Below are 10,765 nucleotides of genomic sequence, written 5' to 3'. Positions count from 1 at the left end.
GCACCCACCCCTGCCGTCGCTTCATGGTGAGCCTGTCGAACCATGCAAGCGTGGAAGCGCAGACACGCAGACGCGCAGTGGAGCGCGGCGCCGTCAGCGTGTAGGAAGGACCGCGACAACAGACGCAGCGAGGAGCCCCGATGATCGACAAGACCCTGCCGGACGTCGCCGCGGCGCTGGCCGACGTCGCCGACGGCGCCGTGGTGCTGGTCGGCGGCTTCGGCGAATCGGGCAGCCCGATCGAGCTGATCCACGGCCTGATCGACCAGGGCGCGCGCGAGCTGACCGTGGTCAGCAACAACACCGGCAACGGCCACGTCGGCCTGGCCGCGCTGATCCAGGCCGGGCGGGTGCGCAAGATGGTCTGCTCCTACCCGCGCTCCTCCCACTCGAAGGTCTTTCCCGACCTCTACCGCCGCGGCGAGATCGAGCTGGAGCTGGTGCCCCAGGGCACGCTGGCCGAGCGGATCCGCGCCGGCGGCGCGGGGGTGCCGGCCTTCTTCACGCCGACCGCGGCCGGTACCGTGCTGGCCGAGGGCAAGGAGCAGCGCGAGTTCGAGGGCCGCAGCTACGTCATGGAGCGGGCGATCCGCGGCGACGTCGCGCTGGTCCGCGCCGAGGCCGGCGACCGCTTCGGCAACCTGACCTTCAACAAGGCCGGCCGCAACTTCGGGCCGATCATGTGCATGGCCGCGGCGACCAGCGTCGTCCAGGTCCGGCGGATCCTGCCGGCCGGCGGGATCGACCCCGAGGTCGTGGTCACGCCCGGCATCTTCGTCGACCGCCTGGTCGAGGTCGCCGCGCCGGCCGCCGAATCCGAGCTCGTCGCCCAGGGAGCCAGCTACCCATGACAGCCACGACCGACGACCGTCCCAACCGCAAGGGCCTGAGCCGGGTCCAGATGGCCTGGCGCGCCGCCCAGGACATCCCCGACGGCGCCTACGTCAACCTCGGCATCGGCATCCCCGAGCTGGTCGCCGCCCACGTGCCGGCCGGCCGCGAGGTCGTCTACCACACCGAGAACGGCATCCTCGGCTTCGGCCCGGCGCGGCCCGGCGAGGAGGACCCGGACCTGATCAACGCCGGCAAGAAGCCGGTGACCCTGCTGCCCGGCGCCAGCCTGTTCCACCACGCCGACTCCTTCGCGATGATCCGCGGCGGCCACATCGACTACTGCATCCTCGGCGCCATGCAGGTCGCCGCCAACGGCGACATCGCCAACTGGTCGACCGGGGCCGAGGGCGCCATTCCCGCGGTCGGCGGCGCCATGGACCTGGTCGCCGGCGTGCGCCACGTCCTGGTCATCACCGAGCACACGACCCGCGAGGGCGAGCCCAAGCTGATGGAGCGCTGCAGCTATCCCCTGACCGCGCCCGGCGTGGTCAGGCGCGTCTTCACCTCCTTCGGCGTGATCGACGTGACGCCGCAGGGCTTCCTGCTGCGCGAGATCGCCCCCGGCGTCCCGCTCGAGCAGGTCCGCGCCGCGACCGCCGCGCCGCTCGCCGTCGCCGACGACCTCAAGGAGGTCGCGGCCCCCGCCGAACAGGCGATAGTCCCGGAGACCCACGATGCCTGACGCCTTCGTCTGCGACGCCCAGCGCACGCCGATCGGCCGCTTCGGCGGCGCGCTCGCCGCCGTGCGCCCCGACGACCTGGCGGTCGTGCCGATCCAGGCGCTGATGGCGCGCAACCCCAGCGTCGACTGGGAGCGGCTCGACGACGTGGTCCTCGGTTGCGCCAACCAGGCCGGCGAGGACAACCGCAACGTCGCGCGCATGGCCCTGCTGCTCGCCGGCCTGCCGGGCAGCGTGCCGGGCAGCACGGTCAACCGCCTCTGCGGCTCGGGCATGGACGCGGTCGGCACGGCGGCGCGCGCGATCCGCGCCGGCGAGGGCGGCTTCTGGCTGGCCGGCGGCGTCGAGTCGATGTCGCGCGCGCCCTTCGTCCTGCCCAAGGCCGAGACCGCCTTCTCGCGCACCGCCGAGATCCACGACACGACGATCGGCTGGCGCTTCGTCAACCCGAAGATGAAGCAGGCCTTCGGCACCGACGCCATGCCCGAGACCGGCGAGAACGTCGCCGAGGAGTTCGGCATCGGCCGCGCCGACCAGGACGCCTTCGCCTGGCGCAGTCAGCAGCGCGCCGGCGCGGCGATGGCGAACGGCCGCTTCGCCGAGGAGATCGCGCCCGTCGCCGTCCCGCGGCGCAAGGGCGAGCCGCTCCTCGTCGACACCGACGAGCACCCGCGCCCCGAGACGACCCTGGAGCAGCTGGCCAAGCTGCCGACGCCCTTCCGGCGCGAGGGCGGCACGGTGACCGCCGGCAACGCCTCGGGCGTCAACGACGGCGCCGCCGCCCTGCTGGTCGCCTCGGAAGCCGAGGCCGCGCGCCAGGGCCTGACGCCGCGCGCGCGCATCCTCGCCATGGCGACCGCCGGCGTGCCGCCGCGGATCATGGGCATGGGCCCGGCGCCGGCCAGCCGCAAGGCGCTGGCGCTGGCCGGCCTGAGCCTGGACCAAATGGACGTGATCGAGCTCAACGAGGCCTTCGCGGCGCAGGCCCTGGCCGTGCTGCGCGACCTCGGCCTGCCCGACGAGGCCGAGCACGCGAACCCCAACGGCGGCGCCATCGCCCTCGGCCATCCGCTGGGCATGAGCGGCGCCCGCCTGGTCCTGACCGCCACCGCCGAGCTGCAGCGGAGCGGGGGGCGCTATGCGCTCTGCACCATGTGCATCGGCGTGGGGCAGGGGATCGCGATGGTGCTGGAGCGGGTGTAGGGGGGGCTGTGCCGTAGGACGGCGACCCGTGACGCTCCGGTCCGCTACGCCCTATCCCTCGATCGTCTCGTCATAGATCCCCACCACGGCGCAGGTATCCAGGTGCCCGTAGCCGCGGCCGATGAGCTGGCGGTAGAGGCTGGCGGCCAGGGCGGTCATCGGCGTCGGGGTCTTCGTCGCCTTCGAGAGGTCGTGGACCATGTCGAGGTCCTTGAGCATCTGGCGGGCGAAGCCGGCGGGCGGGGCGAACTCGCGGCGCTGCAGGCGCGGGTAGACCTTCTGCAGCAGGTTGCCGTCGGCGTAGCCGCCGGCCAGGGCCTCGGGGATGCGCGCGGCCTCGATGCCGGCGTTCTCGGCGAGCTTGGCGGCCTCGGCCAGCACGGCGAAGAGGTTCCCGACGATGACCTGGTTGACCATCTTGGTGGCCTGGCCGGCGCCGGCCTCGCCCATGCGGGTCGCCCGCGCGGCGTAGGCGGCGAGAATCGGCTGCGCCGCCTCGACCGCCGCCTCGCTGCCGCCGAGCATGGCGGTCAGCTGCCCGGCCTCGGCGGCCGGCGGCCCGCCGGAGAGCGGCGCGTCGACCCACTCGGCGCCGGTCTCGGCCTTCAGGCGCCCGGCCATCGCCTGCGTGCGGTCGGCGAAGGCGGTCGAGTGGTCGATCAGCAGGCGCGGGGGCTCGGCGGCGCGCGCCACGCCGGCCTCGCCGAAGATGACCTGCTCGACGGCGTCGGTGTCGAGCACGCAGAGCAGCACGACCTCGGCGGCCTCGGCCACGGCCCGGGGGTCGGCTGCCTCGCGCGCGCCGGCGGCCAGCGCCGGCGCCAGGCGCTCGGGTTCGCGGTTCCAGACCGTCACCTCGAAGCCCGCCGCCAGCAGGCGCAGCACCATGGGCTGGCCCATCAGCCCGAGGCCGATGAACCCGAGGGCGGGACGCTCCGCCCGGTCGCCGTTCGCCATCCTTCGTCTCCTGTTGCCTGCATGCCGATGCCGCAAATGGCGGGGCAGCCTAGCATCGGCCGGAAAGGACCGTCATCAGCGGACAGGCGGGGGCGGCGGGCGCCGGCGTTGACAGGGGCGAAAATGGTATACAATAGTTGCTCCAACGAAACAGAAGCCACCCAGGGGAGGCCGCCGCAAGCGAGGCGGTGCCGAATTTGGCGGAACGCGCGGAGCATCCGGGCGACCCGGCGGTCGCCGCCGACCTTCGGTTCGCCGACGACCTGCCGATCGGTGACGGCCTGCCGATCGTCGACGCCCACCACCACCTCTGGGACCTGGGCGCCAACCGCCATCCCTGGCTGAGCGACGAGCCGCCGATCGACTTTCGCTACGGCGACTATTCCGCGATCCGGCGCAACTACCTGCCCGAGGACTACCGCCGCGACAGCGCCCGCCAGCGCATCGTCGCCAGCGTCTACGTCGAGGCCGAGACCGACCCCGCCGACCCGCTGCGCGAAACCCGCTGGATCGGCGAGACGGGCGAGCGCGCCGGCCTCTGCCAGGCGGTCGTGGCGCAGGCCTGGCTGGACCGCGCGGATGTCGAGGAGCTGCTGGCCGCCCAGGCCGCCTTCCCGCGGGTGCGCGGCATCCGCCACAAGCCGCGGGCGGCGCCGCGGCCGCAGGAGGTCGAGCCGGGGGCGCCGGGCTCGATGGGCGATCCCGCCTGGCGGCGCGGCTACGCGCTGCTGCGGCGGCACGGCCTGTCCTTCGACCTGCAGACGCCCTGGTGGCACCTGGGCGAGGCGGCCGCGCTGGCGGAGGCCTTCCCCGAGACGCAGATCCTGCTCAACCACACCGGCCTGCCGGCCGACCGCAGCCCCGAGGGCCTGGCCGGCTGGCGCCAGGCGCTCGAGGGCCTGGCGCGCTGCCCCAACGTCGCGCTCAAGATCTCCGGGCTGGGCCAGCCGGGCCGGCCCTGGACGGTCGAGGCCAACCGCGGAATCGTGCTCGACGCCATCGAGACCTTCGGCGTCGAGCGCTGCCTTTTCGCCAGCAATTTCCCGGTCGACAGCCTGGTCGCCGACTTCGACACGATCTTCGAGGGCTTCAAGGCGATCGTCCGCGACTTCGACGAGGCGGAACGGCGCAAGCTGTTCTGCGACAACGCGCTGCGCCTCTACCGCATCGAGGCGGCGAAGGCCGCCCCGGGGTGGCGGGGAGCAGCGTCGGCGGCGGCCGGCGATGCCGGTCGAACAGAAACCGGAACAAGCGGGAGGAAGCGATGAGGACGACAGGTTTCAGGAGCTTGCTGGCCGGAGCGGCGACGGCGCTGCTGGCGGGCGGCATCGCGCTGGGCGCCGCGGGCGAGGCGCGCGCCGAGTACCCCGAGCGGCCGGTCACCCTGCTGGTCGCCTGGGGCGCCGGCGGCGGCACCGACATCGTGGCGCGCCAGTTCGCCGCCCTGCTGGAGCAGGAGCTCGGCCAGCCGGTCAACGTCGTCAACCAGACCGGCGGCGGCGGCGTCGTCGGCCACGTCGCCATGGCCAACGCCGAGCCCGACGGCTACACGGTCGGCGTCGCGACCATGGAGGTCACCGTCTACCAATCCATGGGCCTGGCCGACATCGGGCCCGACTCCTACACGCCGATCATCCGCCTGGCGGCGATCCCCGCCGGCCTGACGGTCAAGGCCGACTCGCCCTACCAGAGCGCCGAGGAGCTGCTGGCGGCGATCAAGGAGCAGCCGAAGGGCACCTTCAAGTCGTCGGGCTGCGGCATCGGCTGCGCCTGGCACTTCGCCGCGACCGGCTGGATGCAGAAGGAGGGCCTGCCGCCCGACCAGATCCTCTGGATCCCCAGCCAGGGCGGCGCGCCGGCCCTGCAGGACCTGGTCGCCGGCGGCCTGGAGATGGTCACCGCCTCGGTCGTCGAATCGCGCTCGCTGCTGGAAGCCGGCGAGATCCGCGCGCTCGCCGTCATGAACGACGAGCGCCAGGCCGCCTTCCCCGACGTGCCGACGCTGGAAGAGGCGACCGGCGCCGACTGGAGCATGTCGACCTGGTTCGGCCTGGTCGGGCCGAAGGGCATGCCCGAGGAGGCCGTCGAGACGCTCGAGGCCGCCGCCGCCAAGGTCTACGACAGCGACGCCTTCCAGGCCTTCATGGAGGAGCGCGGCTACGTCGCCGTCGGCGAGAGCCCGGAAGAGTTCCAGGCCTTCATGGCAGGGCAGGCCGAGCAGCTCTCGGGCCTGATCGAGGAGCTCGGCCTGGCGAAGTAGAGCAGGGGTCCGGCGTCTCCCGCTTCCTGGTTCGACAGGCTCACCATGAAGCGGGAGACGATGCCGATGCGGGACCTGACGCCGAAGCGGGACCTGATGCGCAAGGGGGCACCCTCGCCGCTTCATGGTGAGCCTGTTGTCGAACCATGTGGCAGCGCCTGCGGTGCGGCGGCGCGGCCGCAACGGTAGCGGAGGAGAGCCGCGATGCGCTTCAACGACACGGTGCTCGGCCTGGTGCTGGCCGCGCTCGGCGGCGTCGTGGTCTGGCAGGCCGGCGGCTTTCCCTCGCGCCCGGGCATGATCTTCGGCCCGGCGCTCTTCCCGACGATCATCGGCCTCGGGCTGGTCGGCTGCGGCCTGCTGCTGGTCGCCCGCAAGCTGCTCGCCGGCGACCCCACGCCCTGGTGGGTGGTGCCGGACTGGGGGCGCTCGCTCTACCACGTCGCCGGCATCCCGGTCGTGATCGGCCTGATCCTCTTCTACCTCTACCTCTCGCGGCCGCTCGGCTTCGTGCCGACGATGTTCCTGGTGCTGCTGGCCGGCATGCTGTGGTTCCGCGCCCGCCTGCTGCCGGCCGTGGCGACGGCGGCCGGAGGCGCGGTCGGCATCTTCGTCGGCTTCAGCCTGCTGCTGCGCGTGCCGCTGCCGGTCGGGCCGCTCGAGCGGCTGCTCTGGTAGCGCGATGATGGAGATCCTCGGCGCCTTCGCGCTCATCCTCGAGCCCTACGTCCTCGCGGTCATCCTGGGCGCCGGCTGCCTCGGCATCCTGATCGGCTCGATCCCCGGCCTGACCGCGACCATGGGCGCGGCCCTGCTGGTGCCGATCACCTTCTTCATGGACCCGGTGCCGGCGATCGCCGCCATCGTCACGCTCTCGGCCGTCGCGGTCGTCGCCGGCGACATCCCGGGCGCCCTGCTGCGCATGCCCGGCACGCCGGCCTCGGCGGCCTACACCCTCGACGCCCACACCCTGGTGCGCCAGGGCCGTGCCGAATTGGCGCTCGGCACCAGCATCGTCTGCGCCAGCCTCGGCGGGCTGCTCGGCTCGGTCGTTCTAGTCCTGGCCGCGCCGACCCTGGCGCGCTTCGCCCTCAACTTCTCGGACTTCGAGTACTTCTGGCTGACCTGTCTCGGCCTGACCTGCGCCGCCTTCGTCTCGCCCGGCTCGACCGTCAAGGGCGCGGCCTCGCTGTTCATCGGCCTGCTGATCGCGACCGTCGGCCTCGACGTCACCTCGGGCTTCCCGCGCTTCACCTTCGGCACCACCGACCTGATGGGCGGCGTGCCGCTGATCCCGGCGATGATCGGCATGTTCGCCATCGCCGAGGTGTTCCGCCACGCCGTCGCCCTGGCGCCGGTGCCGCACTTGGAGCAGCAGGCGGTCGGCGGCCTGTTCAGCGGCCTCGGCAAGGCGCTGCGGCCCTACCGCTGGAACATCCTGCGCGGCGGCCTGATCGGCACCCTGATCGGCGCGCTGCCGGGCGCCGGCGCCGACATCGCGGCCTGGGTCGCCTACGCCGTCAGCCGGCGCTTCTCGCGCACGCCGGAGCGCTTCGGCACCGGCCACGTCGAGGGCATCTGCGACGCGGGCGCGGCCAACAACGGCTCGCTCAGCGGCGCCTGGGTGCCGGCGCTGGTCTTCGGCATCCCCGGCGACACCATCACCGCGATCGCCATCGGCGTGCTGATCCTCAAGGGCATGCAGCCGGGCCCGGCGGTCTTCATCAACTCGCCGACCCTGCTCTATGCCGTCTTCATCTCCTTCTTCGTCGCCAACCTGCTGATCGTGCCGCTCGGCTGGGCGGCGGTGAAGGCGGCCAAGCACGTGGTGCGCGTGCCGCGCAGCCTGCTGATGCCGCTGATCCTGGGCTTCTGCATCGTCGGCGCCTTCGCGATCACCAACAGCCTGCTCGGCGTTCAGGTCATGCTGGCGCTCGGGCTGCTCGGCTACCTGATGGAGGAGAACGGCCTGCCGGTGGCGCCGGCGATCCTGGGCATCGTGCTCGGCGGCGTGCTGGAGCAGAACTTCATGACCTCGATGCTGAAGGCCCAGGGCGACCTGCTGGCCTTCTTCGACCGCCCGGTGGCGGCGGCGCTGGGCACGGTGACGCTGCTGGTCTGGGCCTCGCCGCTGCTGCTGCGCGGCTACCGGGCGCTGGCCGCCGGACAGGGAAGGAAAGCGGAATGACGGGACAGATCCGGGCCGAGCCGCTCGGCGAGGGCATCGTGCGGGTGGTGATCGACCACCAGGAGCGCCGCAACGCGCTCGACAACGCCATGTGGGACAGCCTGGGCGCGCTGATGCGCGACCTCGACGCCGACGAGACGCTGCGCTGCGTGATCCTGACCGGCGCCGGCGACAAGGCCTTCGGCGCCGGCGCCGACATCTCGGAGTTCGAGGAGAACCGCGGCGACTCGGCGCGCGCCCGCCGCTTCGCCGAGCGCACCCACGGCGCGCTCGCCGCCGTCAAGCAGTGCCGGCACCCGGTGCTGGCGGCGATCCGCGGCCTCTGCGTCGGCGGCGGCCTGGAGCTGGCGCTTTGCGCCGACCTGCGCCTCGCCGCCGAGGACGCGCGCTTCGGCATTCCGGTCAAGCGCCTGGGCCTGGTCGTCGCCTACGAGGAGATGGAGGGGCTGCTCGAGGCGGTCGGCAAGGCCAACGCCCTGCGCATCCTGCTCGAGGGCGACCTGTTCGGCGCCGAGGAGGCGCTGCGTATGGGCCTGATCAACCACCTGGCGCCGCTCGCCGACTACGAGGACCAAGTCCTCGAGCGCGCGCACCTGATCGCCGAGGGTGCGCCGCTGGTCGCGCGCTGGCACAAGAAGTTCGCCAACCGCCTGCTCGACCCGCGTCCGCTGACCGCCGAGGAGCGCGACGAGAGCTTCGCCTGCTTCGACAGCGAGGACTTCCGCATCGGCTACCGCGCCTTCCTCGCGAAGCAGAAGCCGACCTTCGTCGGCCGGTAATCTCAGGAATAAGGATCCCGCTGCCCATGACTGCACTGGCCGGACTCAAGGTCGTCGACATGACCCACATCATGGCAGGGCCGACCTGCACCCTGATGCTCGCCGACATGGGCGCCGACGTCATCAAGGTCGAGAAGCTGGCCGGTGGCGACGACACCCGGCGCTCGATCCCGCCGGCGATCGGCGACCAATCGGCGGCCTTCCTGATGATGAACCGCAGCAAGCGCGGCATCGCCCTCGACCTGCGCACCGAGGGCGGCAAGCAGGTGCTGCGCCGCCTGCTGAAGGACGCCGACGTGCTGGTCGAGAACTACCGGCGCCAGACCCTGCCGAAGCTCGGCTTCGACTACGAGAGCCTGCGCGCCGAGAATCCGGGCCTGATCTACTGCGCGATCTCGGGCTTCGGCCGCACCGGGCCCTACAAGGACCGCGGCGGCTTCGACCTGGTGACCCAGGCGATGAGCGGCATCATGTCGATCACCGGCACCCGCAAGGGCGAGCCGCCGGTCAAGTGCGGCGCGCCCCTGACCGACATCACCGCCGGCCTGCTGGCGACGATCGGCATCCTGGCGGCGCTGCGCAGCCGCGAGCAGACCGGCAAGGGCCAGATGGTCGACACCTCCCTGCTCGAGGCCGGCGCGATCCAGACCTACTGGCAGTCGGCCATCACCCTGGCGACCGGCGAGGCGCCGGGGCCGATGGGCTCGGCGCACCCGCTGAACGCGCCCTACCAGGCCTTCGAGGCCTCGGACGGCTGGATCGTCGTCGGCGGCGCCAACGAGACCAACTGGCGCCGGCTGGTCGAGCTGCTCGGCGTGCCGGAGCTGGCCGCCGACCCGCGCTTCGAGACCAACGCCCAGCGCATGGCCCACCTGGGCGAGCTGGAGGCGGCGCTCAACGAGCAGTTCCGCAAGCGCAGCGCCGAGGACTGGCTGGCCGCCCTGGAGGCCGCCGGGGTGCCGGCCGGGCCCGTCTACGACATCGCCGAGATGCACCGCGACCCGCAGATCCTGGCCCGCGACATGGTCGTCGAGGTCGAGCACTCGACCCTGGGGCCGGTCAAGACCCTGGGCCTGCCGATCAAGTTCTCCGACACGCCCGGCGGCCCGCGCTGGGGCGCGCCGCTGCTCGGCCAGGACACCCGCGCCGTGCTGCTGGAGCACGGCTACGCCGAGGCCGAGATCGACGCCCTGGCGCAGGCGGGCGCGATCGGCGAGGCTGGCGGCGCCACGCAGGAGTAGGAGCAGCCATGCTGTACGAACTGGACGGCGTTCGGCCCGAGGTCGACGAGGAGGCCTGGGTCGCGCCCAACGCCACGGTGATCGGCCGGGTCGTGCTGCGCCGCCAGGCGAGCGTCTGGTGGGGCGCGACCCTGCGCGGCGACAACGACCTGATCGAGATCGGCGAGGGCTCGAACATCCAGGACGGCTCGGTGCTGCACACCGACCCCGGCGTGCCGCTGGTCGTCGGCCCGGGCGTGACCGTCGGCCACCTGGTCATGCTGCACGGCTGCACGGTCGGCGAGGGCTCGCTGATCGGCATCGGCAGCGTCGTGCTGAACCACGCCCGGATCGGCCGGAACTGCCTGATCGGCTCCAACAGCCTGGTCACGGAGGGCAGCGAGATCCCCGACAACTCCCTGGTCCTCGGCTCGCCGGGCAAGGTCGTGAAGACGCTCTCCGAGGTGCACCGCGAGCGCCTGCGCGAGTCGGCTGTTTCTTATGCCGACAAGTGCCGCCTCTACCGCACCCGCCTGGTCGCCCTGGACTGAGAGGTCGTCCCACGCCCCTCGACAGTCTCGGGA

At 72.6% G+C, this 10,765-nt stretch carries 11 protein-coding genes; 10 read left to right on the top strand and 1 reads right to left on the bottom strand.

Going from position 1 to position 10,765, the window contains the following annotated elements; translation table 11 throughout:
• Nucleotides 1–140: 140 nt before the first annotated feature.
• Genes WD341_RS18610 through pcaF form a run of 3 tightly spaced genes read left to right on the top strand, consistent with a single transcriptional unit; the run spans nucleotide 141 to nucleotide 2,777 of the window.
• Nucleotides 141–851: a 3-oxoacid CoA-transferase subunit A gene (locus tag WD341_RS18610; RefSeq protein WP_368426990.1), complete on the top strand. Its 711-nt coding sequence runs from the start codon at nucleotides 141–143 to the stop codon at nucleotides 849–851.
• Nucleotides 848–1,576, top strand: a complete 729-nt coding sequence (locus tag WD341_RS18605; RefSeq protein WP_368426989.1) for a 3-oxoacid CoA-transferase subunit B — start codon at nucleotides 848–850, stop codon at nucleotides 1,574–1,576. The genes WD341_RS18610 and WD341_RS18605 overlap by 4 nt, the downstream gene beginning before the upstream one ends.
• Nucleotides 1,569–2,777, top strand: a complete 1,209-nt coding sequence (pcaF, locus tag WD341_RS18600) for a 3-oxoadipyl-CoA thiolase (RefSeq protein WP_368426988.1) — start codon at nucleotides 1,569–1,571, stop codon at nucleotides 2,775–2,777. Before WD341_RS18605 ends, pcaF begins: the two co-directional genes overlap by 8 nt.
• A gap of 51 nt (nucleotides 2,778–2,828) precedes the next feature.
• Here pcaF and WD341_RS18595 read toward each other — a convergent pair whose 3' ends face one another.
• Nucleotides 2,829–3,770 (bottom strand): NAD(P)-dependent oxidoreductase, encoded by a 942-nt coding sequence (locus WD341_RS18595; protein ID WP_368426987.1) that lies wholly within the window; start codon nucleotides 3,768–3,770, stop codon nucleotides 2,829–2,831.
• A gap of 161 nt (nucleotides 3,771–3,931) precedes the next feature.
• Between WD341_RS18595 and WD341_RS18590 the strand changes: the two genes are divergently transcribed.
• From WD341_RS18590 to WD341_RS18560, 7 genes are all read left to right on the top strand, one after another.
• Nucleotides 3,932–5,002 (top strand): amidohydrolase, encoded by a 1,071-nt coding sequence (locus WD341_RS18590; protein WP_368426986.1) that lies wholly within the window; start codon nucleotides 3,932–3,934, stop codon nucleotides 5,000–5,002.
• Nucleotides 4,999–5,994, top strand: coding sequence for a tripartite tricarboxylate transporter substrate binding protein (locus WD341_RS18585; protein ID WP_368426985.1), 996 nt, complete (start codon nucleotides 4,999–5,001; stop codon nucleotides 5,992–5,994). Before WD341_RS18590 ends, WD341_RS18585 begins: the two co-directional genes overlap by 4 nt.
• Nucleotides 5,995–6,198: 204 nt before the next feature.
• On the top strand, nucleotides 6,199–6,672 hold the full coding sequence (locus WD341_RS18580; RefSeq protein ID WP_368426984.1) for a tripartite tricarboxylate transporter TctB family protein: 474 nt from the start codon (nucleotides 6,199–6,201) through the stop codon (nucleotides 6,670–6,672).
• Between the two features lie 4 nt (nucleotides 6,673–6,676).
• A complete protein-coding gene (locus WD341_RS18575; RefSeq protein WP_368426983.1) occupies nucleotides 6,677–8,182 on the top strand; it encodes a tripartite tricarboxylate transporter permease in 1,506 nt (501 codons plus the stop codon).
• Entirely contained in the window at nucleotides 8,179–8,961 is a 783-nt protein-coding gene (locus WD341_RS18570; protein WP_368426982.1) for an enoyl-CoA hydratase-related protein, read from the top strand. Before WD341_RS18575 ends, WD341_RS18570 begins: the two co-directional genes overlap by 4 nt.
• Before the next feature lie 26 nt (nucleotides 8,962–8,987).
• Complete coding sequence (locus WD341_RS18565; protein ID WP_368426981.1) at nucleotides 8,988–10,202, top strand: CaiB/BaiF CoA transferase family protein; 1,215 nt, start codon at nucleotides 8,988–8,990, stop codon at nucleotides 10,200–10,202.
• Nucleotides 10,203–10,210: 8 nt separating this feature from the next.
• Nucleotides 10,211–10,732, top strand: coding sequence for a gamma carbonic anhydrase family protein (locus WD341_RS18560; protein ID WP_368426980.1), 522 nt, complete (start codon nucleotides 10,211–10,213; stop codon nucleotides 10,730–10,732).
• Nucleotides 10,733–10,765: the final 33 nt, after the last annotated feature.

The organism is Tistlia sp. (assembly GCF_040905785.1).
Classification (GTDB): domain Bacteria; phylum Pseudomonadota; class Alphaproteobacteria; order Kiloniellales; family DSM-21159; genus Tistlia.
The sequence above is the reverse complement of the archived record's forward strand: the minus strand, read 5'-3'. Positions and strand labels throughout refer to the sequence as shown.

What these genes read in the sequence shown, in the direction of transcription:
- WD341_RS18580 (WP_368426984.1), top strand. Translation starts at nt 6,199, where the DNA reads ATGCGCTTCAACGACACGGTGCTCGGCCTGGTGCTGGCCGCGCTCGGC.
- WD341_RS18585 (WP_368426985.1), top strand. Translation starts at nt 4,999, where the DNA reads ATGAGGACGACAGGTTTCAGGAGCTTGCTGGCCGGAGCGGCGACGGCG.
- pcaF (WP_368426988.1), top strand. Translation starts at nt 1,569, where the DNA reads ATGCCTGACGCCTTCGTCTGCGACGCCCAGCGCACGCCGATCGGCCGC.
- WD341_RS18560 (WP_368426980.1), top strand. Translation starts at nt 10,211, where the DNA reads ATGCTGTACGAACTGGACGGCGTTCGGCCCGAGGTCGACGAGGAGGCC.
- WD341_RS18605 (WP_368426989.1), top strand. Translation starts at nt 848, where the DNA reads ATGACAGCCACGACCGACGACCGTCCCAACCGCAAGGGCCTGAGCCGG.
- WD341_RS18565 (WP_368426981.1), top strand. Translation starts at nt 8,988, where the DNA reads ATGACTGCACTGGCCGGACTCAAGGTCGTCGACATGACCCACATCATG.
- WD341_RS18570 (WP_368426982.1), top strand. Translation starts at nt 8,179, where the DNA reads ATGACGGGACAGATCCGGGCCGAGCCGCTCGGCGAGGGCATCGTGCGG.
- WD341_RS18610 (WP_368426990.1), top strand. Translation starts at nt 141, where the DNA reads ATGATCGACAAGACCCTGCCGGACGTCGCCGCGGCGCTGGCCGACGTC.
- WD341_RS18575 (WP_368426983.1), top strand. Translation starts at nt 6,677, where the DNA reads ATGATGGAGATCCTCGGCGCCTTCGCGCTCATCCTCGAGCCCTACGTC.